The following is a 25,685-nucleotide window of genomic DNA, read 5'->3' on the forward strand; positions in this document are numbered from 1 at the left end:
CTCTTGTTCGAAAGAAGGAGAGATTATGATGCCTGATAGTAGCAGGTGATTTCATAATATCAGAATGTTTTTTATTGCTGTACGATACGCTTTCCGAAAAGAAGGTCAAGAAGATCGTACTATAACGAAATTAGGTGGTTATGAACGGAATGAAAGAACAATTTACCAAGCTATTTGGATTTAACGAGCGGAGCAGCGGAGAAGAAATCAAACAAATACCAGTTCATGAGGTCATTAGCAGTCCTTACCAACCACGGACTATATTCGATGACGAAAAAATCGATGAGTTATGCCAGACGATTAAAACTCATGGTGTCATTCAACCCATAGTTGTACGCATGCGCGATTCCGTGTACGAAATCATCGCAGGTGAACGACGCTGGCGAGCGGTTAAAAAACTTGGTTTAGAGACGATTCCAGCCATTGTTCGTGAATTTAATGATTCACAGGCCGCATCCATTGCGCTTATAGAAAACTTACAGCGTGAAGGTTTGACTTCCATTGAAGAAGCTGTAGCTTATCAAAAGTTAATTGATCTTCATCAATTGACGCAAGAAAGCTTGGCGCAACGATTAGGTAAAAGTCAGTCTACCATAGCTAATAAAATTCGCTTACTCAATTTGCCTGAAGAGGTTAAGATGGCATTGATGGAGCGCAAGATTTCCGAAAGACATGCACGTTCATTATTATCGCTAGATAGTGTGGAGATGCAGCTGAAAGTGTTAGCAGAGATCATTGCAAAAGGATTAAATGTTAAACAAACAGAAGCTCGTATTGCTTTCTACAAACAAGTCTCACAAACTAAAAAGTCAAAACGGGTTTCCTATACCAAGGATGTTCGTCTAGCTCTTAATACAATTCGTCAATCTATTGATATGGTGACAGGCTCAGGAATGGAAATCAAAACGTCAGAAAATGACCGCGGTGACCATTACGAGATTGTAATCCAAATCCCCAAAAGATAAATTGTTTCAAAAGCTGAAGGCGGCCCTGAGGTGATTGGCCGCCTTTTGTGTGGCTATAACCGGGATGTTGGCAAAACTTATAATTTAGAGTTTCAGTATTCAAAAGTTGTCTATATTCTTCATAAAGTGTGACGCTACATCAGCGTCAGGAACATTTGTACTTGCGATCTACGAGAAGATTCTTCCTAACTATTCGAGGTGAAATAAGTGTCCAAGATTATTGCCATAGCAAATCAAAAAGGCGGTGTCGGTAAAACAACAACCTCCGTGAACCTAGGTGCCGGTATGGCTACATTAGGAAAAAGAGTGCTTCTAGTTGATATCGATCCTCAAGGTAACACTACTAGCGGCGTTGGCATCAACAAGGCTGACGTGGCGAATTGTATATATGACATTCTTATAAATGAGGTAAATCCTCTAGAAACCATACTGGAAACTCAAAATGAAGGGCTGCATATCATTCCGGCGACGATTCAATTGGCAGGCGCGGAGATTGAGTTGGTATCAACGATTTCCAGAGAGCTAAAGCTAAAGAAGGCGCTAAATGCGGTTAAAAATAATTATGATTATATTATCATCGATTGTCCGCCTTCACTGGGAATTTTGACGATCAATTCCCTTACTGCAGCGGATTCGGTAATCATCCCGATACAGTGTGAATATTATGCGCTTGAGGGCTTGAGTCAGCTATTAAACACCGTTCGTCTGGTGCAAAAAAATCTCAACCCGCATCTGAAGATAGAGGGAGTATTATTGACTATGCTTGATGCCCGTACCAATCTGGGAATTCAAGTAATAGAAGAGGTTAAGAAGTATTTCCAAGAAAAAGTATATAGAACGATTATTCCTCGGAATGTCCGGTTAAGTGAGGCGCCGTCTCATGGGCAATCCATTATTACTTATGATCCTCGCTCTAAAGGAGCAGAAGTGTATTTAGAGTTGGCAAAGGAAGTGATTTCTTATGAGTAAACGTTTAGGAAAAGGTCTGGATGCGCTAATCCCTTCTTTATCAATTAATGAAGATGATAAGGTAGTTGAGATCCCTTTAGCTCAACTCCGGGCTAATCCATATCAACCGCGCAAAGATTTTAATGAAGAGGCCATTCAAGAACTAGCAGAATCGATCAGACAACATGGCGTGATCCAGCCGATCATTGTTCGTAGCGTATTGAAGGGGTATGAGATCATTGCCGGCGAACGCAGATTCCGGGCCTCGCAATATTGTGGCAAAGCTACAATTCCAGCAGTCGTTAGAAATCTTAGTGATCAACAGGTCATGGAGATTGCATTAATCGAGAACTTACAACGTGAGAACTTAAATGCAATGGAAATTGCTGTGGCTTACCAAGGCCTAATGGATCAATTTTCACTTACGCAGGAAGAACTCTCGCTTAAGGTGGGAAAGTCCAGATCACATATCGCCAACTTCCTGAGATTGCTTTCTTTACCTGAAGAAGTAAAAGAATATGTTTCACGTGGAACAATGTCAATGGGGCATGCACGGGCGATTGTTGCTTTAAAGGATCCAGAAGTGATTAAACAACTGGCCGAACAATGCGTGGAACAACAGTGGAGCGTCAGAGAATTAGAAGAAACAGTGAAGAACTTAGACCGTAAACCTGCAAATGGAGTTAAAGTGAAAGTTGTTAAACGTGATCCCTATATTGATAATGTAGAGGAAGTATTGCGTGAACGTTTTAAAACAACGGTGAAAATAAAACAGGGTAAGGAAAAAGGGAAGATTGAACTGAATTACTACAGTACTCAGGATTTAGAAAGATTGTTGGAATTATTGGGTAACTAAATGGGTATCTATGCTAAGAACATATCCTGAGATATCCTTAATCGGATAATTAGGGGTATGTTTTTTTGAATAAGTTGATTAAAAAAGGGTAATAGACGAGGAGCGAGGTTATGGAAGACTTCGTATATCTGGATCATGCCGCTACCTCATGGCCTAAACCACCAGAGGTTGCAGCTGCGATGATGAATGCTCTGCAGTCAGGAGCGAATGCTGGTAGAGGGAATTACTCGCTAGCGATAGGAAGCGGCCGAGTGTTAGTAAGAACACGGAGTGCGCTGGCTAAGTTGTTCGGTGTATCTAATGCGCAAGATATAGCTTTTACCCATAATACTACGATGAGTTTAAATATGGCGATCAGAGGGACGCTTAAAGCGGGAGATCACGTGATTTCAACCATGACAGAACACAATTCTGTGAGACGGCCGCTGGAATACTTGCGTAAGACTCTAGGGATAAAAGTGGACTATCTAAAAGTAGATCGTGAAGGACAATTGGATTTACTAGAACTCGAAAATGCTTTTCGCTTAAACACCAAACTGGTCATTTGCAATCATAGCTCCAATTTACTTGGAAGCATACTGCCTATTAACGATATTGGCGATATCGTTAAATCTCATGGCGCCGTATTTCTGGTAGATGCAGCTCAAAGCGCGGGTTCACTTGATATTGATGTTAAAAAAATGAATATAGACTTATTGGCATTTCCGGGGCATAAAGGACTACTTGGACCACAAGGAACCGGCGGACTTTATATATCACCTGAATTGGATCTTGAACCCTTAATGTATGGAGGGACAGGTAGTCAATCGGAAAATAGCGAACAGCCCAATGTTCGTCCAGATCGGTATGAAGCAGGGACGCAAAATACGGTAGGGATTGCCGGTTTACTAGCAGGTGTTCAAAAGGTACAATCTTTAGGGATGAGCGTTATTCATGAGAGAGAGTGGGCGTTAACTCAAAGGCTAATGGAGGGTTTGTCTCACATCCCGAGCATTAGACTATTAGGACCCTCACTAGGCGCTCCAAGAACGGGTATTGTATCGTTTGTGGTGGATGGAGAAGAGTCAGCGAATATCGCTCACCGTCTAGATCGTGATTATAAAATAGCGGTTAGAGCAGGTATGCATTGTACCCCTTTGGCACATAAGGCAGTTGATACGCTAGAGAGTGGTGCTGTTCGGGCGAGTGTAGGTGTAGATACGACAGAGCATAATATAAGCAGAATGCTGGCTGCTATGGATGAGTTATATGGCAATGCCCGCAGCAGATGAATAAAAAGGATGGTCCATTCATGTCTGAATTAAATCAATTAATTAGTGAGCAGTTGCAGTGGTTTGTGTTTGGTTTTACAGTAATTATGTTGGTGCTGGTAATCACTGTGATCGCCCAGGGGGCTAAGCTGCGTGCTATGCGGCGTAAATATGAGGCCATGATGGCTGGGAACGGTGTGGAGGATCTGGAAGGCCTTCTAATTGATCTGAAGAACCAAAGCGACATGCTGGAAGAAGAACAACGTGAGCAAAAATCCGTATTAGAAGCAACTCAAACTAGAATGCGTGGCATGAAGTCCAATATTGCGCTGAAGCGTTATAATGCCTTTGGTGAACGTGGCAATGATCTGAGTTTCTCAGTCGCTATACTGGATGACAACAGCAGTGGCATTGTATTAACCAGTCTTCATAATCGTGAGAATTCTTACATTTACTCTAAACCTATGCAGAATGGTGAATCACAATATGTGCTATCACCTGAAGAAAAAGAAGTCGTTACTCTCGCGTTGCAGCGGACCTAGCATGAAGATTCCATTGCTTTAAGGCAGAATATAGACTTGTCGCTATAATATCAGATAATCGCATCACTAAACTTAATCGCGTGTTCTGTAATACGAAATACTCCATAAAGCCGCCGACATTAACGATTCCTGTCAAATGGATATCACCTACCGGCGGCAATTGTTTATTTACGCCAGCGCCCGGTCGTAGAGGTCCTTCAACAACTTGGATACAGCCCACGCTAGTAGAGTGACCTAAACAAGCATCTATACCGATGACAAAAGGGTTGCTATATTTTTCATTGATTAGGGTCAAAGTTTCCTCAAGATTAACGGCATGGACAGGATTTTCAAGCGTTCCATATAAATGAAACAGCGGACTATGAAAACGTGACAATGCAGTACCAACTAAAGGACCAAGAGAGTCTCCTGTGGATCGGTCTGTACCCACACAAATGACGACAATCTGTGTCTCAGGGCGTGTACGTGCAAAATGGAAAAGTAGTCGGTGTGTAATAGCAGAATAGATATCGGGATCGGTATGTGATATTTTTAAACAGGATGTTTCTTGCGCTGATGTAGCTTTGGATGGAAAATTCATACTATCTTCCTTTCTGAGGCTGATTCTATTTGATGGTATCTAGTATATGGATAGAAGAGGGGTTTTATACTACAACGGCAAGAGATAGGACGATAAACCTATGGGAGGCGTAACGTAAATGCAAGAAGAGATGTTGATCGCGTTTGACTCTACCCAGCAGGCGCTTCGTGCTGAAATGTTGCTTGAATATGCAGAAATTGAGATTGATATATTCCCGACCCCGAAAGAGATCACGGCAGGGTGCGCGATATCGATTCAGTTTTATCAAAGTGCGCTGGTAGAGGTGCAGAGGATTGTAACTGAGCAGAATATCGAGATTCGCGGTATCTACGGAAAACACAACGAGAACTACATACTGATTGAGAGGTAGGGAGGAATACACGATATGAATAGGTGGATATTGGAGGCTGCTACTCCCGGTGATGCTGTAAAAGATGCTTTACGTTTTAAAGATAAGGTGTGGAATTGGTTTACCGATGCTGATATGTGGGCTAATGTCTTATTCGCAAGTTTGCGAATTCTTATTATTTTCCTCTTAACGAGGGTTATCATTAAGATTGTTTCTAATATTATTGATCGTTCGCTTGAGCGTAAAACTGGTGGCAGAATTCTCTCTAACACGCGAAGATTTACTACGGTAGGCGAATTGATGAAAAATGTAGTAACGGTTATCTGTAATTTTGTGATGATCATGATCGTTCTTTCAGAGTTCCACTTCGACTTAGCACCCTTGTTGGCCGGAGCGGGTGTGCTCGGTCTCGCAATAGGTTTTGGAGCACAAAGTCTGGTGAAGGATGTTATTACCGGCTTCTTTATTATTTTGGAGGACCAATTTGCAGTGGGTGATGTGATTCAGACAGGTACTTATAAAGGAACTGTTGAATTAATCGGATTACGAACAACAAGACTTCTTAGTGCTACCGGAGAAGTATTTATTATCCCTAATGGACTAATTACGAATGTGACGAACTATTCTCTTTCCAATGCATTGGCTGTAGTTGATGTTCCTGTTAAAATGGAGCGAAGCTTGGAAGCTACGTTAGGATTAATTGGCGAGGCGCTAAAAGGAATAGAAGAGCGCAACTCCAATGTGCTTGCTTACCCTAATGTGCTCGGTATACAGTCCATGAGTACCTCGGAATATGTGATTCGTATAGCAGCCAGTTGTGCTCCTAATGCAAGAGATGCAGCGGAAAGACAAATTCAAAACGATATCAAACAGGCACTAGAGAAACAAAACACACTGGAACAGGCTCAAGCGGAAGAGGAAGCACGTAAGAAAGCAGAAGCAGAGGCGAAGGCTGAAATAGATCTTGCAAAAACTGAACATGCACTAGAAGTTACAGGGTCGGCAAACACTGGATCAAGACGGCAAATCGCAGCTGCACAAGAAGGAGAAGAGGGGGAAGAATAGTGGAACGTAAAGTTTTTCAGCTTGGGGATATAGTACAAATGAAGAAGCAGCATCCTTGTGGATCTAATGAAATGGAAATTATTCGCATGGGGATGGATATCCGAATAAAATGTACAGGCTGTCAGCATAGTGTCCTGATTCCCCGTGCCAAATTCGAGAAGAATATGAAGAAGGTACTGCGTTCTTTGGAGGAAAATACAGACAATAATTAAGCTTGCAAATGGCATGTCTGCATGATACAATTATTTTTGCTGCGGAGAGGTACCCAAGAGGCCCAAGGGGGCTGACTCGAAATCAGTTAGGCGTGTCAAAGCGTGCGTGGGTTCGAATCCCACCCTCTCCGCCACTTCAGCATAATATAACCTTTAATGAATCCTTCGTTCCTGCAACGGAGGTTTTTTTGTGTCTATAATAGCCTATAAACGAATTCTATACAACACAAAAAGAAGGCCCCTTTCGGGTCCTTCTTCAGGAGGCAGTACATCAATGATGTTTGGAATTTCTCTGTTTATAGCGACTAAAGTGAATTAGGCGTTGCTGAGGCTAATGCTTTTTTAAGGCAATAACCCACTACTCTTCCCAGCTTACAATAGATGCTGAATCAGATCTCCTGTGATTGTGTTCGTCTACGACGGCCAACGGAACCACACCTCTCTTTTGTACTGCCTGAGTATAGTATGTGTATTATCGATTTTTTTATACACATTTATTTTTCAATTAATGTACCCGTGCCTTTTCAACCTTTTTCCACTTCCGATTTTTGTTGGTGGTCTCAGGGAAGGTGTCCCCTTTTTCCATCTTGATGTGCTGTGGATTTGAAATCTCAGTATGGAAGCTTCGCGCTTCTCCTACCTCTGTATACATGCCTGGATTGGGGGCTTTGTCGCCTTCTTCATATTCCGTCTTCTCACCCATTATTATTCCTCCTTTTTAATGTAGATGAATTCGTAATTATTGTGCGCAGGTAGTGTTTTTTTCATGTAAAAAGAGGGTGATGGATTGTCCTGTATTAATATTGCTTGCACTCTGCTGTTCATTTTGGTATATTAATCAGGTGCGAGTCTATGTTTGTGCTCGTTCCTTGCTCCTGACGTGATTAGGGGCCTCAGACCATAAGGAGGTGAAAATTATGCGCAAATATGAAGTGATGTACATTATTCGTCCTGACATTGAACAAGAAGCCGTTCAAGCAGCAGTCGATAAATTCCAAGGCATCATCTCCAATGGCGGGGAAATTACAAAGCACGAAGTGCAAGGTAAACGCCGTCTTGCGTATGAGATCAAGAAATTCCGTGATGGCGTTTATGTTTTGGTTAACTTCAATGCAGAACCTGCAGTAGTTACTGAATTAGAACGTCTTATGAAGATTTCTGACGAAGTTATTCGTTATCTCATTACGAACGACGTTGCTTAAGATCTTGACAAGCTTTGTAATGAATCGCTCTAAAGGAGGGGACCAGAATTGTTGAACCGTATCATTTTGATCGGACGGTTGACCCGTGACCCGGAACTTCGTTATACTCCCGCTGGTGTTGCCGTAACGCAATTTACGCTAGCCGTAGATCGTAACTTTACGGGCCAGAACGGTGAACGTGAGGCAGACTTCATCCCGGTTGTAACCTGGAGACAGCTAGCAGAAACCTGTGCCAATTACTTGCGCAAAGGTCGTCTGACAGCAGTGGAAGGACGCATCCAAGTGCGGAATTATGAGAATAACGAAGGCAAACGTGTATACGTAACTGAAGTTATTGCTGATAATGTTCGTTTCCTGGAATCTTCACAGAGCCGTGAAGGTGGAAATACTTCAAGTGGTGCAAGTAGTATGCCTGAAGAGCCAGCATATGGTGGCGGTGGTAACGCTGGACGCGGAAATAACAACAATAATTTCTCGCGTAACAACAATACTCAAGATCCTTTTTCGGGCGATGGTAAACCGATTGATATATCGGATGATGATTTGCCATTTTAATTAGGAAGGACTGAAAAGAATATGGCTTTTAAACCAAGAGAAGGCGCCGACAACGACAAAAGACCGGCACGTCGTGGTGGACGCAACAAGCGTAAAAAAGTTTGCTTTTTCACTGTGAACAAGATTACTCACATTGATTATAAAGATACCGAACTTCTTAAGAAGTTCATCAGCGAACGTGGAAAGATTTTGCCACGTCGTGTAACAGGTACTAGTGCAAAATACCAACGCGCTCTTACCATTGCTGTAAAACGCTCGCGTCAAATCGCGTTGCTTCCTTACACAACGGAATAGGACGTTTTATAAAAGCAGTCGGGAAACCGGCTGCTTTTTTGTATGCAGAAAAGGAAGCATTATTAGTGCGGTAAGCATGAAATTAAATCATTTGGGTGTGGAATCGTTTGACGTTGGCACTGTTATGTGTTAAATTACAGCTATTCTATAACTAAAGGGGAAATTTTGATGTCGGTGAACGTTCTTAACTAGCAATTTCATAACACTTGATTAGGAAGACTTTAGCAGGCTCGTCATGAGGCGATTACGTGCTTTATTTGCGTTCGTATTACGCAGCAGTCTGTTGTTCCTTACGGGTGGATGATTTAGTTAAGAACACACGAAGCGTCAAATGGCCTCTTTACGGCTGTTGTTCTCTTTGTAATTAACCGTGCTCTTATGCACGGTTTTTTTGTTTTTCGGCACCTGTTTTCAATTTCGGGAGCCTTAGAACCATAGGGGGCATCAGCATAAAAAGAAGGGCAAGGACTGCCATAGTGGCATTCTTTGCCCTTCTTTGCGTTAGGGAGAATTAGGTCTAAGCCAATAATAGAGATTTGAAGGAGGATTTGCTGTGAACTTACAAAGCTTAAGCACATTGGAATACGAAATTATTAAAACTGAACTTGGTCGTCATGCAGTATCTTATGTAGGGAAAAAAGCTGTAGGAGAGCTTATGCCAATGACCTCTCTGCCGACGATTCAAAGAGCAATGGAGGAAACTTCTGAAGCTAAAGAACTGCTGGAACGAGGATCGAGTGTACCCATTCCTTCATTAGAAGGCATTGAGTGGATTATGTCCTTAATGGGGACTGGATATTTGTATAGTGAGCAAGATTTCACTGCGGTTGCTACATTTCTTAAGAGCTGTAGTCAACTGCGCAAATATATGGCCTCTAAAGAACAGAGTGCTCCACGGATTGCAGTATATGCATCCTCGCTGATGGAGTTAAATGACGTGAGGGAGGCTATTGATCGCTGTATCCGTTTTGGTGCGATTGACGATGGGGCAAGTAAGGGGTTAGAGCGAGTTCGTAAACGGATTGTAGTGGCTAAAGAACGTCTTCATAAAAAAATTGACGGAATTATGTCACGCCATCAATCGATTTTACAGGAGAATATCTACAGCCAGCGGGGTGGGCGTTATGTTATCCCCGTAAAACGAGAATATCATAAGCAAATAAAAGGATCTGTTCTTGATCAATCCACAAGTGGACAGACGGTGTTTATCGAACCAGACGAGATCGCTGCCCTCCAGATAGAGCTTGATTTATTATTAGGGGAAGAGGCGCGAGAAGAAGCTGTAATCCTCAGCATGCTAACTAGCTTGGTAGAACAGGAACAGACCGCACTGCAGCTTAATATTGAGGTTACGGGCACCTATGATTTTATTTTTGCCAAAGCTAAATATGCGCGAACGCTGGGGGCATCTGCTGTTACTCTGAACGCGAGAGGATTTCTTAAGATGAACGGAGGCAGACACCCCATGCTGAAGGGGATGATTCCGATCAATTTGGAGGTGGGTAAGGGCTATAAATCCCTCATTATTACAGGTCCGAATACAGGCGGCAAAACTGTAGTCCTCAAGACACTGGGGCTACTGACGATCATGGCTCAATCAGGGCTGTTAATTCCGGTCGAGGAGGGCAGCGAATTTACTATTTTTACAGATGTGATCAGTGTAATCGGCGACGGACAAAGTTTGGCACAATCACTTAGTACATTTTCGGCGCAAATGAAGAGTATTGAGGGGATGCTGAGAGATGCATCTAAAGGTGTGCTGCTGCTCATTGACGAGCTGGCGGCTGGTACGGATCCCGGGGAAGGCATTGCGCTCTCTATCGCGATTCTGGAAGAGCTGAGCCGTAAAGGGGCAAATATTATTGTTACCACACATTTTAATGAGTTAAAAGCCTTTGCTGCTGCAACGACTGGCTTTCAAAACGCAAGAATGGAATTCGACAAAGAAACACTACAGCCGTTGTATCGATTAACGATTGGAGAAGCGGGGGAGAGTTACGCGCTGCAAATTGCAAAGAAGCTGGGGATACAGGATAACGTTATCAAGCGATCATGGGAAATCGTAGAGGCGCAGCAACAAAGGTTGCAGAAAGGCGGCGGTGAGGCTTGGGGAAGTCTTTTTAGCAAAGAGGGAGAGAAGGGGCATGTTAAGCACGCCGTAGAGGCAAATGACAACACAGAAGAGGAGGTTACTCCATCCGTCAGCAGCAAGGAGAAGCTGGTCGTCCAATTTGAAATTGGAGATGCAGTTGTGGTAACTTCACTCGGCCGGACAGGGATCGTGTATGAGAAGAGAGATCATTTAGGAATGGTTGGCGTGATGATCCAGAAGCAAAAGCTGAGAATTAACCATAAGCGGTTGAAGCCATACCTTTCAAAAGAGGAGTTATATCCGGAGGAGTATGACTTTGATGTTATTTTTGAGAGTAAAGATACTCGTAAAAAGCGCAAATTGATGCAGCGTAAACATGTTGAGGGTCTAAGGATTACGCATAGAGAGGAAGAATAAAGGAAGAATAAATGCAATGAAGATCTGTCCAAAAGACAGGTCTTTTTTTTAGATATAACGAAATATGTGAAATTCAAGCAGGAGTAAAGGCCTAGGGCTTAGAAGTTATTGTAACGCCAGAAAAACTTTGTTACAGTGAAACTATTTATATTCCATAGCTTATATGTAGATATATGTTCAACTAGAGAAGGGAAGAAACACATGAATAATAAGAAAATATGCAGGTTGTTGTTAACGCTGCTCGTGATGGCAACTTTATTGTCAGCATGTAGTAGGGCAACTTCCAGCAGTAATCCATTATCTTCGCGCCATAATTTAGTAGACGATAAGCCACAGGCTGGTGGAGTAGTTACCTACGGATTCTCCTCACCATTTACGGGTTTGTTTGAGCCTGCTTTTTATGAAGGGGAAGATGATTTTCATGTGCTGGAGTTTATTACTGAGCCGATGTTTCAGGTTAATGATGAACTAGTGACGGTTCCTAATATCGCCTCTTGGCAGGAATCTGATGATCATAAAGTATTTACCTTTAAAATTAAACCGGGCATCCGTTGGCATAATGGTGATGAATTAACGGTAGAGGATTGGAAATTCGCAATTGAAACGATTGCTAGTCCAGATTATACGGGCTCGCATTATTATAGTGTTGAAATGATTCAGGGTGCAGAAGCCTATCATGAGGGAGAAGCGAAGAGCATATCGGGATTGAAGGTCATAGATCCTTATACTTTGAAAATAACTGTAACGGCTGCACGGGTAAACACAATCGATAGTCTGTGGCCCTATCCGATGAATAAAAAATACTATACTGGAATTGCTGTTAAAGATATGCCTGAAAGTGACCAGATGCGAAAATCTCCTATAGGCATTGGTGCTTTTGAGGTTGAACATATTCAGCCTGGCCAGAGGGTAGAAATGAAACGTTTTGATCAATATTATAAGGGCAAAGCCCTATTGGATGGGATAGTGTATAAGGCATTTGACGATAAGGAAGTGACTGAACGCTTTCAAACAGGAGAAATCGATATAGAGTCAGCCCCTCGTGATGCTTATGATGATCTAAATAAACTGGAGAATGTAAACATCCTGCAAACTGCTGAGCTGGGCTATGAATATATAGGTTTTAAGTTCGGGCATTGGGATACGAAAACCGAAAAAATTGTAATGGATAACCCTAAATTTAAAGATAAAAGATTACGGCAAGCTATGTATTATGCTTTAGATCGTGAAGGAATCATTAAAGCATATTCCCACGGTCTAGCTGAGCCTATAGAGACTCCAATATCTAGCACTAGCTGGGCGAAGATTCCTGATACTGAGATTAATACTTATCTTTATAATCCTACTAAGGCTAAAGAACTGCTGGATGCTGCCGGGTTCTTGGATCTAGACGGTGATGGATTACGGGAAGACCCAAAGGGTCAGAAGCTGAAGATCCATTTTGATTCTATGCTAGGCAGTCAAACAGCAGAGCTACGTGCCAAAGCTATTTTAAGAAATTGGCGTGATGTTGGACTAGATGTACAGCTAAACGGTGGAGCATTAAAGGAATTCCACAACTTTTACGACGCAGTGGAAGCCGACGATCCGTCAATTGAACTCTTTTACGGAGTATGGGGGCTTGCGAGTGATCCCGATCCAACAGGTCTATGGAGAGAAAATGATCTATGGAACTATCCACGTTGGTCTTCAGAGCGGAATGAAGAGCTGATTCGTGAAGGCGTAAGTATGAAGGCATACGACATGGATTATCGTAAAGAAATATATTATGAGTGGCAGAAGCTGGTTAATGAAGAGGTACCTATGATCTTTTTTGCCGAACGAAAAGCCATTGTTCCAGTAAATAAGCGCCTACAGGGCATTCGTGTGAATTCTATCAGTACGATTATAGACCCTTATAAATGGTGGATTAAGGAAGAGGACGAAAAATAAAATAATAATTTTTTGTGAAAAGTGAAATCAAATTGTAGTTTCATTCGTCATATATAGTATGGAGGATGACGACGATGAAGAGACGGATAGTAGTGGGGGCAATCGCAGCTGTATTAGTCGTTGTCTTGATTGCGGTATGGAGGCCAACAGGGCTTGGTTTTAAACCGAATATTGACGCCGAATCAGCAGTGCTTCTAGATATGGATACCGGAGATATATGGGTGGATATTAATGGTGATGTACCCATGCCACCGGCCAGTGTATCTAAATTAATGACAGAAATGATTGTGCTGGATCAAATCTCCTCTGGAATGATTAGATGGGAGGATAGAGTCCCAATTAGTGCCTATGCAAGTAAAATGGGCGGCACAAGTCTCTCATTGAAGCGGGGAGAATTCTATACTATAAGGGAATTATTTGAAGGAGTCACTATATATTCTGCGAACGATGCTACTGTTGCATTGGCAGAGTTTATGGCTGGTTCAGAAGCCTCTTTTGTGCTCATGATGAACGACAAGGCACGTAGTCTAGGTTTATCTACTCGCACAATATTTACTAATGCAACGGGACTATCAGGTAAGGATCTTGGTTTCACTGATCCGAATATGCATGTCAGCGGTGAGACAATGATGACAGCTCGTGATACCGCTAAACTGGCTGCCGCACTAATCTATCATCATCCGGATATTCTCAATATTTCTAGCCGTACACAAATGCATTTGAAGGATAAGGGGTTATATGTAAGTAATAGCAATTTCATGTTGCCAGCTATGGGTGGCATTTACGCTTATGAGGGTACAGATGGTTTAAAGACTGGACACAATACCCGGGCAGGATACTGCATTGCAGGCTCGGCTCAGCGGGACGGGCATAGGCTTATTGCAGTTGTTATGGGGGCAAAGACATATGAGAGCCGATTTGAAGGTGCAGCAAAATTATTTGATTACGGATTTTTTCGTGGTTTACAATCCGGAGATCGGGTTAAACATATGATGAATCCGCTCACAATTAGGAACTAAAGTCGGAGCGCCATACCAGTATTTATTACTTGGTTTGGTGCTTTTTCCCTATTCATGTCGTTATTTGTGGTTTCTTTTTATCCATTTAGTGATTACAATAGAAATATTGTTTTAGTCCACATTATTTTAGAGCCGCCAAAAACTTTTTTTCTATAATTTTGAATGACCTGAATTTCCTGAAAGGGGGGACAATAAGATAATGGAATAAGGGACAGTTGATCGCCGTGAGAAATAAAGTCATGACTGCCTGATAAAGATTCAGGAAGCATTATATATATGGCAAGCAATTATTCTACAATAAAGAAGGAATCAAAAATGAAGCAATCAAAGATGAAAAAAATAAAGAAAAGATATATCGCCCTCATTGTTCTCGTTGTTATTATAGCGGGAGGCTTTCTGTTTCGGAATTCCCTGGCTGTATTAGCCTTCGACCTCTTTTTGTCTGATCGGGTTGAAACTAAGCTAAAGGAAGAATCTTACCAGCCACTCAAGGATGATAACAAGGTTAAGCCAGAACCGGTTGTGTACAAGAGCGATCCGTTCTCAATCATGCTCTTAGGTACCGATCAACGTGATAATGAAACGGCACGTTCAGATACCATGATGTACGCTGTTGTTCGTCCTGAGGACTATAAGATCCTGCTTATTTCTATTCCGCGTGATACGTATACAGAAATTATAGGTCATAAGGATAATAAAAAGGATAAGATTACACATGCCTATGCTTTTGGGGGGCAACAGATGGCCAAGGATTCCCTAGAAGCACTGCTTGGTCATGATATTCAATATTATGCGACAATAAATTTCCAAGGACTCAAGGATGCTGTAGATGCTATTGGAGGCGTTCCGCTGCCGATTAAGAAAGACATTGTGAACAAAGGTAAGGATCATGAAAAGTTTACAATTGAAGCTAACAAGTCGCTTTATAACGGACAAGAAGCACTGAACTATACGCGTTATCGTGAGGATAGTGACTTTAACCGTACCAAACGTCAACAGGTTTTTATTGATGTCGTAGCAAATAAAATGTTATCCATCAGTCAAATTGGCAACATTCCGAAGTTGTTGGATATTATGGGAGATAATTTCAAAACTGATATAGAGCCTTCGATGATCATCAGTCTAGCCAAAAAATTCATGGGCGGAAAAGGCATGGATATCTCAAGCTTCACAGTCATGGGCGAAGGTAAACGTATGGATGGTGTTTATTATGATATCGTTGATGAAGAGGATTTGAGTGAAGCTAAGGCGATGATCGACAACTGGATGAGTGCGGCAACACCTGTAGATCAGCTAATTGAGCCGGGAAAAGCAAGTAATGCACTGGAGCCTAAATCAACAGCAGTTACGCAATAATTCTAAAGTGGAGTTCAAACTCATATAATTAATTGCAGCAGCCATTCACATTCTTATGGCTGCTGCTTACTGTCTTCATGCTATAATGTATTGGAACTATTATTAAGCTGCCACGTATTAATAATTTTGCATGGCAGTAAAAGGAAGTTAAAGAACCGTAATTCCTTCGGAACTCTTTGAGGAGGATCAAGAGATGAATATTGCATTTTTTTTACTTCCGAAACAGGAAGTCGCTTGCGTAACGATCGATTCAACGCTACGCCAAACGTTGGAGAGGATGGAGTATCACCGTTATACTGCTGTCCCTATTCTTAACCGAAATGGAGAATATGCTGGTACGGTTACAGAGGGTGATCTGCTCTGGTATATGAAGGAATCCGAGGGCAAGGTTACTTTCGAGAACGCTTCAAAATTCTTGCTTAAAGATTTGCCGTTGAGAATGAATAACAGACCTGTGTCGATTGATGCGGATATGGAAGATCTGATTAATTTGGCTAAGGTACAGAACTTTGTTCCTGTAGTCGATGATATGAACCGGTTTATTGGCATCGTTCGCCGGAGTCAAGTCATAGAATATTGTGAGAAATTTGTATCAAAACAATCACAAGAGTCATTATAGCCCAATTTATTCGCGGTAATAGAAGCAATCGGAACAAGGCCTGTATTTCCGGCGATAACGGAAAGCAGGTCTTTTTTAAAAATGTAAGAAGTACTAGTTCATCCCTTGTTGAAGCATACTTAAGGTGCGCGGGGCGCCCTTGTGTGACACGGAATTTTTTATGCTATAATTGAGAATAAAGCTTTTTGCCGGAGGTAGAGAGACGTGTCCAATGTGCCGAAGGATCTGGATGTAGCTAAACGCGCCAAGGTAATTGAATGGTTAAAAACAGAAGTGATTGACCAAGTTTCTCGGTTATTTAAAGCGTTATGGGAAGGCAGTACTACCCGTGTGGGGGACAGCCTGGCTAGTTTGATTATGAGCTCTTATATTTTGGGCCGCAGACTAGGGATTCCTTATCGGCAATTAGATGACTTGCTACTCGAGAAGCTCAGAAAGCATAAGCAGGAAGGGCATCAACTGGAAGAATGGTATCAAGATATATCTGCTTTAGAAGAACATATGCGTAAGAGGTGAATACTGTTGAAATTTCGCTGGTCATCTGTGGCTTGGAGTGTAGCGTACTTACTTTTGCTGCTTAGTTTAACGACTCCATTGCTCATCATCACTACCCTATTTATGATTGTTCCGGCAGTAGTGTTATTCACTACGCTGAACACCAAACAATTCGTTCTACATGTATTACCGGTGTTGCTGATTGTTGGTCTGATTACACCTATTTATGTGCTGATCGCGGCGTATTTCTTAATACCTGCTCTGGTTATGGGACGTTGGTATAAAAGACATGCTTCAGCAGTATCTACCGTGATTGCAGGTACAGTTACGATTCTTGGAGAATTCCTGGTACTCTTATTACTCGGTACGGCGTTATTTAATTTTGATTTGTCTACCTATGTGAACGATGTGCTGCAGATGGTTAACTCGCCTCTGTCTGATCTGGGTACCGCTAATCCACTGTTTACGGACCTTGGTTTTACGACTGAGGATGTAAACAAGCTAAGTCATATGACGGTTCAAATGATCCCAATGACTCTAATCGTAAGCTCTTTCATGATAGCTGTCATTACGCATTCTATTGTTCGTCCGATTCTGAACAGCATGAATTATGCAGTGCCTAAGATGAAGCCTGCTCGTGAATGGAGACTTTCGAGATCGTTTATTTGGTATTATTTGATTGGTGTGGTTCTTCAGCTCTTCTTCTCAGGATCAGAGAATAATTACATCCTCATGATTTCTGCTAATCTACTGCCGTTGCTGCGAATTGGCTTTATGATTCAGGCGATTGGATTTTTCTTCTTCCTGGCGCATGAACGCAAATGGAACAAGATGGTTGCCATTTTGCTAGCAATACCGGTCATTTTGCTGCCGCCGCTACGCATTATCGGTATTATTGATCTTGCTTTCCCGCTGCGGGAGTATGTGACGAAATCGAAACGATAGGGTGAGAGTTCATGCCTAAATTTCTGCAAAGACGCTGGCACGGCTATCATACCGTATGGGCGTTCATGCTGCTGTTGGCCCTTATTATAATTGTTAGTATTTATAACTGGGCTCTTGGGGTCGTCAGCCTGTTTCTGGCAGGTACATTATGCTTCTATATGCTAAAGACGGAGATTTCGTTCCGCCGCAATCTGGTGGAATATATTAATGGATTAACTTTTCGTATTAAGCGAGTGGAGGGAGAAGCAGTGAGTATGCTGCCCCTCGGTATCATTCTGTTTAGCGAAGATCGAACGGTAGAATGGAATAACCGCTACGCGGGTGATATTTTTGCGCGCAAGTCTTTAGTGGGAGAACCGCTACTGGAATTGCTGCCGGATATGCAGTCTTTTTTTACGACAAATGTCTCGGGAAAACGGGATGTCCACAAAGAAGGCGTACTGCATGACACTCGCCTTGAGCTCACTGTGGATGAACGATTTTATCAAGCCGTCATTATTCCAAGTGAACGTATTCTTTACATGTATGACATCACTGAGCTTGTGGTGCTACGGGAACGTTATGAGGATGAGAAGCTGGCGATTGGCATAGTGATGATGGATAATCTAGATGAATCTGCTCAAGGAATGGATGATCAACAGCGCACTTCTCTGATCGCTAAGGTAGCAAGTGAGATCACCGAATGGAGTAAACAGTTTGAAGTTTACCTGCGGCGTCTGTCGTCTGAGCGGTATCTAATGCTACTTAATCATCGCAGTCTGCAAGCTCTGGAAGAAAGTCGTTTCGTTATTCTTGATGAGATTAGGGAAATGACGGCCGACCTTAAAGTGCCAATGACACTGAGTATTGGCATGGCTTTTGGAGCGGACTCTGCAAGCGAGCTAGGTGCCTTAGCACAATCCAGTTTGGACATGGCGCTCGGCCGAGGTGGAGATCAGGCTGCGGTAAAAGCAGGTCAGAGGTTGTCTTTTTACGGTGGAAAGAGTAATGCAGCGGAGAAGCGTACACGAGTGCGGGCACGAGTCATTGCGCATGCGCTGCGTGATTTAATGCAGGAGAGCGACCGTGTGCTGATCCTCGGTCACCGGACACCAGATATCGATGCTGTTGGTGCTGCGATAGGCCTTCTGAGAGCCGCACAGATGTATAATGTAGAGGCTAGCATTGTGATGGAGACGCCTAATCCTTCCATAACGAACATGATGGAGCAGATTCGGAAAGATGATGAATTGTATAAGTCATTCATCACAACGGAGCAGTCTTTACAAGTGATGACGGAGCATACACTGCTTATTGTTGTGGACACCCATAAGGCGTCTATGACAATGGAACCGCGGCTTGTGCAATATGCGAGTAGAATCGTGGTGGTGGATCATCACCGTAGAGGTGAAGAGTTCATCAACGATGCTGTACTTGTCTATTTAGAGCCTTATGCTTCATCAACCTGTGAGCTGGTGACAGAGTTGCTTCAATATATCCATGAGAAGGTAAAGATTAGTCCATTGGATGCTACAATGCTTTTAGCGGGAATTACTGTAGATACGAAGCACTTTGCACTGCATACAGGCTCACGTACATTTGAAGCTGCAGGGTTTCTGCGCCGAAATGGTGCGGATACCGTTCTTATTCAGCGTATGCTGAAGGAGGATTTACAGGAGTATATTTCAAAAGCCGAGATTATCAAACATGCGCGTATGATTTATGATCAAATCGCATTAGTCGTTACGGCACCAGGTATGAAGATTCCACAGCTACTTATCGCTCAGACTGCGGATACATTACTTGGGATGACAAACGTAGTTGCTTCATTTGTCATTAGCGAGCGACCAGACGGCCTGATAAGCATTAGTGCTCGATCACTTGGGCGTATGAACGTACAGGTCGTGATGGAAAAAATGGGTGGCGGTGGGCATCTATCGAACGCCGCCGTACAGCTAGAAGGAACATGTAAAGAAGCAGAAGCCAGACTGCTGCAGGTGCTGGCTGAAATCGAATCGAAAGAGGGTTTATTCGAATGAAGGTCATTTTCATAAAAGATGTTAAGGGTCAAGGTAAAAAAGGTCAGGTTAAAGAGGTATCCGAAGGTTATGCTTCGAACTTCCTATTACCACGTGGATTAGTTCGTCCGGCAACGGAAGGTAATGTGAAGACGCTTGAGAATCAAGCAGCTGCTGAACAACGCCGTAAAGATAACGAAAAAGAAGAAGCTCAGCAACTGGGCAAGAAGATAGATGAGCTTACCTTGACTATGAAAGCAAAAGCAGGTGAAGGCGGCCGTCTATTCGGCGCAATCACGAGCAAACAAATTGCTGAAACGCTAGCTGCCACGCAAAGCATTTCCATTGATAAGCGCAAGATTGAGCTAGGAGAGCCGATTCGTCATTTGGGAGTATTTCAAGTAAGTATAAAACTACACACTGAAGTAAAGGCTACCCTTAAGGTTCAGGTAACGGAGGAGTAACATGGGTGGAGATCTCTTTTTCGATCGGGTTCCCCCGCAGAATCTTGAGGCGGAGCAAGCGGTAATTGGTGCTGTTCTGTTGCAGGATGAAGCGCTCATTACTGCAATGGAACGGGTGAATACCGAAGACTTCTACGATAAAGCGCATCAAATGATTTTTGAGGCGATGGTGCAGCTCGGAGAAGAGAGCCAGCCGATTGATCTTGTTACGCTTACTTCTAGACTGCAGGACAAGGGAGAACTCGAAGATATTGGTGGTGTTAGCTACCTAGCTAAGCTGGCGCATGCTGTGCCTACTGCGGCTAACGTAGAATACTACGCGCAGATTATTGAAGAAAAGGCTATGCTACGGCGTTTGATTCGTACAGCGACGCAGATCGTAAGCGAGGGTTACACCGGTGGCGAAGATGTAGCCGATATGCTGAGTGATGCAGAACGGCGAATTCTTGAAATCTCTAACCGGCGCAGCGGCAGTGGATTTATCGCAATCCGCGATGTATTGATGGAAGTATTTGATAAGGTTGAACTCCTTCATCAGAATAAAGATAAGGGCGGCATGTCAGGTATTCCAACGGGATTTGTGGATTTAGACCATATGACTAATGGATTCCAGCGCAATGATTTGATCATTGTTGCAGCCCGACCTTCTGTAGGTAAGACAGCATTCGCGCTAAATATTGCTCAGAATGTGGCCGTACGTGCCAAAGAGACGGTTGCCATATTTAGTCTGGAAATGTCTGCGCCGCAGCTAGTACAGCGGATGATTTGTGCCGAAGCTAATCTGGATGCGAATACTATGCGTACCGGTGACTTCAAGAGTGATGATGATTGGTCGAAGCTGACTATGGGCATTCAGTCCCTATCGGAGGCGGAGATTTATATCGATGATACAGCAGGGATTACTGTAACGGATATTCGTGCAAAATGCCGGAGGCTCAAGAAGGAAAAGGGCCTGGGGATGATTGTCATTGACTACTTGCAGCTCATTCAGGGCCGCGGTAAAGGCGGGGAAAACCGTCAGCAGGAAGTATCGGATATATCCCGTACACTGAAGCAGATTGCCCGCGAATTGGACGTGCCGGTTATCGCCCTGTCGCAGCTTAGCCGGGGTGTGGAGCAGCGTCAGGATAAACGACCGATGATGAGTGACTTGCGTGAATCCGGTTCTATCGAGCAGGATGCCGACATTGTTGCGTTCCTGTATCGTGACGACTATTACAATCAGGACACTGAGAAGAAAAATATTATTGAAATTATTATAGCTAAACAGCGTAATGGTCCCGTTGGGACAGTAGAGCTTGTCTTCCTCAAAAATTTCAACAAGTTCGTTAACTACGAGCGAGCACATGCAGAACCATTTGCTGGGTAACCTGTCATGTATGATATCCGAACGATTGCACATTTCTTTGTGTAATCGTTCGTTTTATTTGACTTTGAAAAAAACGGCTGTTACACTGAGTATTGTCCTTTAGTGGGTAAATCCGCTTGGAGTCCGGAGGGCTACGTACATAAGAATGACGTACAGGGCCCATATTATGAAAAATAATGGTGCTGGCTAGCACCTACGGAGGAATGAACATGTCAACGGTAGTCGTCGTGGGAACACAATGGGGAGACGAAGGTAAAGGGAAAATCACTGACTTTCTAGCGGAAAGTGCAGATGTGGTTGCCCGTTATCAAGGGGGCAATAATGCCGGTCACACGATTCTGATTGACGGTGAGAAGTTTAAGCTCAGCTTAATCCCTTCTGGTGTATTTTATAAAGAAAAGACTTGTGTGATTGGTAACGGGATGGTTATTAATCCAGCTGCCTTGATCCAAGAAATTAATTATATTCACGAGAACGGTTTTGACACTAAGAACTTAGTGATCAGCGATCGTGCTCATGTTATTATGCCTTATCACATGGTACTGGATGCTCTGGAAGAAGACCGCAAGGGTCCGAACAAGATTGGTACAACACGCAAAGGTATCGGTCCATGTTACATGGATAAGGCTGCACGTAACGGTATCCGTATTGCTGACCTGATGGACGCTGAGGAATTCGAATTGAGACTTCGTCACTTGATGGAAGAGAAGAACCAAGTGATTACTCAAGTATATGGCGCGGAAGCTCTTGACGTTGAAGAGATTCTGACTCAGTACCTGGAATATGCGGAAGTGCTGCGTAATTATGTGACAGATACGTCGGTCATTCTTAATGAAGCTATTGATGCAGACCGCAAAGTATTGTTTGAAGGTGCACAAGGGGTAATGCTTGATATCGATCAAGGTACGTATCCGTTTGTTACTTCTTCTAACCCTTCTGCAGGTGGCGTATGCATAGGTTCTGGTGTTGGACCTTCTAAGATTAAACAGGTTATCGGGGTTGCTAAAGCCTACACTACTCGTGTTGGAGATGGCCCGTTCCCTACAGAACTGAATGATGCAACGGGTGATTATATCCGTGAAACAGGTCATGAATATGGCACAGTTACAGGACGTGCTCGTCGTGTAGGTTGGTTCGACAGTGTTGTTGTAAGTCACGCTCGTCGTGTAAGTGGAATCACAGGCTTGTCTCTTAACTCGCTGGATGTGCTGAGCGGACTTGAGACTGTGAAGATCTGCACAGGCTACAAATACCGTGGTGAAGTAATCACGCATTACCCAGCTAGCCTTAAGATGCTGGCAGAGTGTGAAGCGGTATATGAGGAGCTTCCAGGTTGGAGCGAAGATATTACTTCGGCAAAAACATTGGACGATCTGCCAGCAAATACACGCAGATATGTTGAACGTGTGTCTGAGCTTACAGGGATTCCGATCGCCATCTTCTCAGTAGGCCGTAACCGTGAGCAGACGAATCAAGTAACGCCAATTTATATTTAAATAAATTTAGTCATTTATAAGGGACCTCGCGAGAGGTCTCTTTTTTATGTTTACTTTTATGCGTATGTTTCCCGAAGCCGGTTCTAGTCAATACTGGAACTATAGAAAAACATGGAAAAAATATACCAGATAGACTTGGACATAGGTGAGAGGAGAGAAGAAATGAAGATCGTGAAGCGTGCACTGGGAGTATGTCTAATTGTAGTACTCGCAAGTACACTTTCAATTCTAACTACAGGCGTGGTTGTAAATGCTTATATTCAGTCGGTGCTGGCAAGCTTCGATATTAAAGTGGATAGTCCAGGCCCAGGTTTAGGCGGGATGGTCAAGAGTATTATTGGCATGGATAGCCAATCGGATACCAATAAAGTAAATAAAGAAGCGACGACAACAGGCAGCACGGTAAACAAGGATAAAGATAACAGTAAGGATACACCTGAAAAAGGGGAGCCGGTGGAGGAAAAAGCACCCGAGGATGCTTTACCGGTTATGGGCCAAGCCTCAAATGAGTCTTCTACAAACGAAAGCCACAGCGGGAGTTCCGAGGACCAAAAATTGGTAATGACACCTGAGGCAATAGGTGACTTAAAAGATAATCTTCCTTCGGCGGAGAAGGTAAATATATTCAATATCTTGATGTCCAAGCTACCGCAGGATGAGATGCAAAAAATTTCCACAGCTATGGAGGATGGATTAACGGAGGATGAGGTTAAGGAGCTGCAACAAGTCATTGCCAAATATGTTGATCCTGATGAATACGAGAGTATAATGAAAATGCTTACACCAACTACAGGAACTCTACAGCAACCATAGTAATTGTCAATTTATAGACACAAGAAAAAGGCTAAATTTTCATATTTGCGCAAAAAACCCGCGTATTTCGTGGGTTTTTTTATGTATACAAAGTTGAAATTTTTTGCTCAGCTATGGTACATTAGACAAGGATGTCAAAGGGTTAATTTTTTGTAACCTTTTTGAGGGTCCATTAGAAGCAGGAATTTAGAACTAGGATAAGCAGAAACATTCATGGTCGTAATCTATATAATCGAGATCGTACAACTAGCTTGGCCGTTCATATCAGATGACAGAGCGGACTGAAAGGGAGAGTTTCATGAAGGGATTTAAGTTCATGCGCCGGATGGGGAAACTGCGGGATATTGACACAGCAGAATCCGGAGCAGATGTTCAGCAGAGCCACAATTTCGATCACGACTCCACACACTTTCATCAAGAAAAAGGGACTCGTAGATTCCGGCGCTCTTGGATCTTGGGAGCTGTTGGCATGGTACTTCTAACCACTGTGTTAATCGGTGCAGAGAAAAAGTATGTAGCAGCCAATACCGAAACCTACTACCAAGTATTGGTGAAGGGGAAGGAGATCGGGAAGCTTAACGATCAGGCACAGCTTAACCAGCTGTATGATAAGAAGCAACAGGAATATCAGGATAAGTATCCGGCTTCAACGATGGTGCTTCAGACAGAAGGCATTACAATTAAACAGGAGAAAGCGTACAAGCCGGAAGTTGATAGTGAAGCAACGCTTAATAAATTAGATGGTATGCTGAAGGCCTATGCTGTAGGTGTGGAATTAATGGTAGATGGCAAAGCCGTTGGCATTGTTAAGGATCAAGAGACCGCAAATGCGGTACTCGAAGAGGTCAAGAATCATTATGTTCCACAAACTGAAGTAGCAACAGCGAGTAAGCTCACAAGAACGGCTGCCTCAAGCTCAAGCGCTGCGAAAGCGAAAGCTGCCAAACAAGTGGAGTCCGTTAAGATTAGTGAAGAGGTCTCTATTGTTCCTGTGAAGACAGATCCTAACAAAGTGTTGGATGTGGAGGAAGCAGTCAAGACACTTACCGAGGGTAAAGAAGCGCCACTTCTTTATACCGTTCAAGAGGGCGATACGATTTCGGGGATTGCTAAACGGTTTGAAATTACACAAAAAGAGGTCTACAGTAACAACCCGGATGTGAAAGAGCTAACGTTGAAGATTGGAGATACACTGAAGCTGAAGGTACCACAGCCAGATGTTACAGTTGTTACTGTAGAGCAAGTGTCAGAGCAGGTGGTTACTGAGCCTGAAGTGATCGTACGGAAGAGCGACCAGTTACCAGCAGGCAAAAGTAAGGTCGTTCGTCCAGGACAAACGGGCCTTAAAGAAATGCAGTACCGGTTAACAAAGAAAAACGGAATGGTCGTACAAGAAGAGTGGTTGGGTCAGACCGTTATTAAATCTTCTCTTCCTGAAGTGGTTTATCGGGGTACAAAGGTAGTTGGTGAAGGAACAGGCATGTTCAGTTGGCCAGTAAGCGGAGCAACCCTTACTAGTAGTTTCGGTGAGCGCTGGAGCCGTGCTCATAAGGGTCTAGATATGGTATCTGGCAACCGGAACATTAAAGCCTCTGATGCCGGAACTGTAATCTTTGCTGGTGTGAAGAGTGGATATGGAAATGTGGTTATTGTGGATCACCGTAACGGATACGAAACCTATTATGGCCACTTAAACAGCATCTCCGTTTCTACTGGACAGCGTTTGGAGCAAGGCGCCAAAATTGGTGTAATGGGCAATACTGGACGCTCGACAGGAACACATCTGCATTTTGAGATTCGGAAGAATGGCACTGCAGTAAATCCAATGAAGTATTTGCGATAATTCATACATT

At 43.2% G+C, this 25,685-nt stretch carries 26 protein-coding genes and 1 tRNA gene; 25 read left to right on the forward strand and 2 right to left on the reverse strand.

Annotated elements, in window-relative coordinates; all coding sequences use genetic code 11:
- The first annotated feature begins 149 nt into the window (after positions 1-149).
- From noc to CA600_RS08105, 5 genes are all read left to right on the forward strand, one after another.
- Positions 150-965, forward strand: coding sequence for a nucleoid occlusion protein (gene noc, locus CA600_RS08085; protein WP_094869724.1), 816 nt, complete (start codon positions 150-152; stop codon positions 963-965).
- Between the two features lie 207 nt (positions 966-1,172).
- Positions 1,173-1,934, forward strand: a complete 762-nt coding sequence (locus CA600_RS08090; protein ID WP_094869725.1) for a ParA family protein — start codon at positions 1,173-1,175, stop codon at positions 1,932-1,934.
- Positions 1,927-2,769 carry a ParB/RepB/Spo0J family partition protein gene (locus tag CA600_RS08095; RefSeq protein WP_094869726.1) on the forward strand — a complete coding sequence of 281 codons (843 nt, stop codon included), beginning with the start codon at positions 1,927-1,929 and terminating at the stop codon, positions 2,767-2,769. The genes CA600_RS08090 and CA600_RS08095 overlap by 8 nt, the downstream gene beginning before the upstream one ends.
- 110 nt (positions 2,770-2,879) lie before the next feature.
- Positions 2,880-4,040 carry an aminotransferase class V-fold PLP-dependent enzyme gene (locus tag CA600_RS08100; protein WP_094869727.1) on the forward strand — a complete coding sequence of 387 codons (1,161 nt, stop codon included), beginning with the start codon at positions 2,880-2,882 and terminating at the stop codon, positions 4,038-4,040.
- 20 nt (positions 4,041-4,060) lie between these two features.
- Positions 4,061-4,561: a DUF4446 family protein gene (locus CA600_RS08105; RefSeq protein WP_094869728.1), complete on the forward strand. Its 501-nt coding sequence runs from the start codon at positions 4,061-4,063 to the stop codon at positions 4,559-4,561.
- Here CA600_RS08105 and yyaC read toward each other — a convergent pair.
- A complete protein-coding gene (gene yyaC, locus CA600_RS08110) occupies positions 4,536-5,141 on the reverse strand; it encodes a spore protease YyaC (protein ID WP_094869729.1) in 606 nt (201 codons plus the stop codon). The two genes, CA600_RS08105 and yyaC, sit on opposite strands and share 26 nt — an antisense overlap.
- A 118-nt stretch (positions 5,142-5,259) precedes the next feature.
- Between yyaC and CA600_RS08115 the strand changes: the two genes are divergently transcribed.
- The 4 genes from CA600_RS08115 to CA600_RS08130 all read left to right on the forward strand — a co-directional run bounded on the left by CA600_RS08115 (position 5,260) and on the right by CA600_RS08130 (position 6,901).
- Entirely contained in the window at positions 5,260-5,511 is a 252-nt protein-coding gene (locus tag CA600_RS08115; RefSeq protein WP_094869730.1) for a DUF3343 domain-containing protein, read from the forward strand.
- Between the two features lie 15 nt (positions 5,512-5,526).
- Entirely contained in the window at positions 5,527-6,555 is a 1,029-nt protein-coding gene (locus CA600_RS08120; protein WP_094869731.1) for a mechanosensitive ion channel family protein, read from the forward strand.
- On the forward strand, positions 6,555-6,767 hold the full coding sequence (locus tag CA600_RS08125; RefSeq protein ID WP_094869732.1) for a DUF951 domain-containing protein: 213 nt from the start codon (positions 6,555-6,557) through the stop codon (positions 6,765-6,767). The genes CA600_RS08120 and CA600_RS08125 overlap by 1 nt, the downstream gene beginning before the upstream one ends.
- Before the next feature lie 43 nt (positions 6,768-6,810).
- Positions 6,811-6,901 (forward strand) — tRNA-Ser (locus CA600_RS08130).
- A gap of 371 nt (positions 6,902-7,272) precedes the next feature.
- Here CA600_RS08130 and CA600_RS08135 read toward each other — a convergent pair.
- Positions 7,273-7,470, reverse strand: a complete 198-nt coding sequence (locus CA600_RS08135; protein ID WP_042131720.1) for a YjzC family protein — start codon at positions 7,468-7,470, stop codon at positions 7,273-7,275.
- 214 nt (positions 7,471-7,684) lie between these two features.
- Between CA600_RS08135 and rpsF the strand changes: the two genes are divergently transcribed.
- The 16 genes from rpsF (at position 7,685) to CA600_RS08215 (ending at position 25,675) form a co-directional block, all read left to right on the forward strand.
- Positions 7,685-7,969 (forward strand): 30S ribosomal protein S6, encoded by a 285-nt coding sequence (rpsF, locus tag CA600_RS08140; RefSeq protein ID WP_036677776.1) that lies wholly within the window; start codon positions 7,685-7,687, stop codon positions 7,967-7,969.
- Positions 7,970-8,017: 48 nt separating this feature from the next.
- Positions 8,018-8,524: a single-stranded DNA-binding protein gene (gene ssb, locus CA600_RS08145; protein ID WP_036677780.1), complete on the forward strand. Its 507-nt coding sequence runs from the start codon at positions 8,018-8,020 to the stop codon at positions 8,522-8,524.
- Between the two features lie 21 nt (positions 8,525-8,545).
- Positions 8,546-8,818 (forward strand): 30S ribosomal protein S18, encoded by a 273-nt coding sequence (rpsR, locus tag CA600_RS08150; RefSeq protein ID WP_036651767.1) that lies wholly within the window; start codon positions 8,546-8,548, stop codon positions 8,816-8,818.
- A gap of 553 nt (positions 8,819-9,371) precedes the next feature.
- On the forward strand, positions 9,372-11,327 hold the full coding sequence (locus CA600_RS08155) for an endonuclease MutS2 (protein WP_094869733.1): 1,956 nt from the start codon (positions 9,372-9,374) through the stop codon (positions 11,325-11,327).
- 201 nt (positions 11,328-11,528) lie between these two features.
- Positions 11,529-13,259 carry an oligopeptide ABC transporter substrate-binding protein gene (gene opp4A, locus CA600_RS08160; RefSeq protein ID WP_094869734.1) on the forward strand — a complete coding sequence of 577 codons (1,731 nt, stop codon included), beginning with the start codon at positions 11,529-11,531 and terminating at the stop codon, positions 13,257-13,259.
- Positions 13,260-13,333: 74 nt separating this feature from the next.
- Positions 13,334-14,278: a D-alanyl-D-alanine carboxypeptidase family protein gene (locus tag CA600_RS08165; protein ID WP_094869735.1), complete on the forward strand. Its 945-nt coding sequence runs from the start codon at positions 13,334-13,336 to the stop codon at positions 14,276-14,278.
- A gap of 315 nt (positions 14,279-14,593) precedes the next feature.
- A complete protein-coding gene (locus tag CA600_RS08170; RefSeq protein ID WP_179281570.1) occupies positions 14,594-15,634 on the forward strand; it encodes an LCP family protein in 1,041 nt (346 codons plus the stop codon).
- A 193-nt stretch (positions 15,635-15,827) separates the two neighbouring features.
- The gene (locus CA600_RS08175; protein WP_042193039.1) at positions 15,828-16,253 is read left to right on the forward strand and encodes a CBS domain-containing protein; all 426 of its coding nucleotides are present in this window, start codon (positions 15,828-15,830) and stop codon (positions 16,251-16,253) included.
- Positions 16,254-16,466: 213 nt separating this feature from the next.
- On the forward strand, positions 16,467-16,769 hold the full coding sequence (locus tag CA600_RS08180) for a MazG-like family protein (protein ID WP_170880353.1): 303 nt from the start codon (positions 16,467-16,469) through the stop codon (positions 16,767-16,769).
- Between the two features lie 6 nt (positions 16,770-16,775).
- Entirely contained in the window at positions 16,776-17,693 is a 918-nt protein-coding gene (locus CA600_RS08185) for a DUF2232 domain-containing protein (RefSeq protein WP_094869736.1), read from the forward strand.
- A gap of 11 nt (positions 17,694-17,704) precedes the next feature.
- Positions 17,705-19,711 carry a DHH family phosphoesterase gene (locus tag CA600_RS08190; protein WP_094869737.1) on the forward strand — a complete coding sequence of 669 codons (2,007 nt, stop codon included), beginning with the start codon at positions 17,705-17,707 and terminating at the stop codon, positions 19,709-19,711.
- Complete coding sequence (gene rplI, locus CA600_RS08195; protein WP_094869738.1) at positions 19,708-20,154, forward strand: 50S ribosomal protein L9; 447 nt, start codon at positions 19,708-19,710, stop codon at positions 20,152-20,154. Before CA600_RS08190 ends, rplI begins: the two co-directional genes overlap by 4 nt.
- Before the next feature lies 1 nt (position 20,155).
- Positions 20,156-21,523 carry a replicative DNA helicase gene (gene dnaB / locus CA600_RS08200; protein ID WP_042131710.1) on the forward strand — a complete coding sequence of 456 codons (1,368 nt, stop codon included), beginning with the start codon at positions 20,156-20,158 and terminating at the stop codon, positions 21,521-21,523.
- Positions 21,524-21,732: 209 nt separating this feature from the next.
- Positions 21,733-23,019 (forward strand): adenylosuccinate synthase, encoded by a 1,287-nt coding sequence (locus CA600_RS08205; protein ID WP_060626292.1) that lies wholly within the window; start codon positions 21,733-21,735, stop codon positions 23,017-23,019.
- 162 nt (positions 23,020-23,181) lie between these two features.
- The gene (locus CA600_RS08210; RefSeq protein WP_094869739.1) at positions 23,182-23,832 is read left to right on the forward strand and encodes a hypothetical protein; all 651 of its coding nucleotides are present in this window, start codon (positions 23,182-23,184) and stop codon (positions 23,830-23,832) included.
- Positions 23,833-24,130: 298 nt separating this feature from the next.
- Complete coding sequence (locus CA600_RS08215; protein ID WP_094869740.1) at positions 24,131-25,675, forward strand: M23 family metallopeptidase; 1,545 nt, start codon at positions 24,131-24,133, stop codon at positions 25,673-25,675.
- The last annotated feature ends 10 nt before the right edge of the window (positions 25,676-25,685 follow it).

Source organism: Paenibacillus sp. VTT E-133280, from assembly GCF_002264385.1.
Lineage (GTDB): Bacteria > Bacillota > Bacilli > Paenibacillales > Paenibacillaceae > Paenibacillus_AQ > Paenibacillus_AQ nitricinens.

What these genes read in the sequence shown, in the direction of transcription:
- CA600_RS08120 (WP_094869731.1), top strand. Translation starts at nt 5,527, where the DNA reads ATGAATAGGTGGATATTGGAGGCTGCTACTCCCGGTGATGCTGTAAAA.
- CA600_RS08175 (WP_042193039.1), top strand. Translation starts at nt 15,828, where the DNA reads ATGAATATTGCATTTTTTTTACTTCCGAAACAGGAAGTCGCTTGCGTA.
- rplI (WP_094869738.1), top strand. Translation starts at nt 19,708, where the DNA reads ATGAAGGTCATTTTCATAAAAGATGTTAAGGGTCAAGGTAAAAAAGGT.
- noc (WP_094869724.1), top strand. Translation starts at nt 150, where the DNA reads ATGAAAGAACAATTTACCAAGCTATTTGGATTTAACGAGCGGAGCAGC.
- CA600_RS08190 (WP_094869737.1), top strand. Translation starts at nt 17,705, where the DNA reads ATGCCTAAATTTCTGCAAAGACGCTGGCACGGCTATCATACCGTATGG.
- CA600_RS08170 (WP_179281570.1), top strand. Translation starts at nt 14,594, where the DNA reads ATGAAGCAATCAAAGATGAAAAAAATAAAGAAAAGATATATCGCCCTC.
- CA600_RS08215 (WP_094869740.1), top strand. Translation starts at nt 24,131, where the DNA reads ATGAAGGGATTTAAGTTCATGCGCCGGATGGGGAAACTGCGGGATATT.
- CA600_RS08105 (WP_094869728.1), top strand. Translation starts at nt 4,061, where the DNA reads ATGTCTGAATTAAATCAATTAATTAGTGAGCAGTTGCAGTGGTTTGTG.
- CA600_RS08210 (WP_094869739.1), top strand. Translation starts at nt 23,182, where the DNA reads ATGAAGATCGTGAAGCGTGCACTGGGAGTATGTCTAATTGTAGTACTC.
- CA600_RS08100 (WP_094869727.1), top strand. Translation starts at nt 2,880, where the DNA reads ATGGAAGACTTCGTATATCTGGATCATGCCGCTACCTCATGGCCTAAA.
- CA600_RS08095 (WP_094869726.1), top strand. Translation starts at nt 1,927, where the DNA reads ATGAGTAAACGTTTAGGAAAAGGTCTGGATGCGCTAATCCCTTCTTTA.
- CA600_RS08205 (WP_060626292.1), top strand. Translation starts at nt 21,733, where the DNA reads ATGTCAACGGTAGTCGTCGTGGGAACACAATGGGGAGACGAAGGTAAA.
- CA600_RS08115 (WP_094869730.1), top strand. Translation starts at nt 5,260, where the DNA reads ATGCAAGAAGAGATGTTGATCGCGTTTGACTCTACCCAGCAGGCGCTT.
- opp4A (WP_094869734.1), top strand. Translation starts at nt 11,529, where the DNA reads ATGAATAATAAGAAAATATGCAGGTTGTTGTTAACGCTGCTCGTGATG.
- dnaB (WP_042131710.1), top strand. Translation starts at nt 20,156, where the DNA reads ATGGGTGGAGATCTCTTTTTCGATCGGGTTCCCCCGCAGAATCTTGAG.
- CA600_RS08135 (WP_042131720.1), bottom strand. Translation starts at nt 7,470, where the DNA reads ATGGGTGAGAAGACGGAATATGAAGAAGGCGACAAAGCCCCCAATCCA.
- yyaC (WP_094869729.1), bottom strand. Translation starts at nt 5,141, where the DNA reads ATGAATTTTCCATCCAAAGCTACATCAGCGCAAGAAACATCCTGTTTA.
- rpsR (WP_036651767.1), top strand. Translation starts at nt 8,546, where the DNA reads ATGGCTTTTAAACCAAGAGAAGGCGCCGACAACGACAAAAGACCGGCA.
- rpsF (WP_036677776.1), top strand. Translation starts at nt 7,685, where the DNA reads ATGCGCAAATATGAAGTGATGTACATTATTCGTCCTGACATTGAACAA.
- CA600_RS08165 (WP_094869735.1), top strand. Translation starts at nt 13,334, where the DNA reads ATGAAGAGACGGATAGTAGTGGGGGCAATCGCAGCTGTATTAGTCGTT.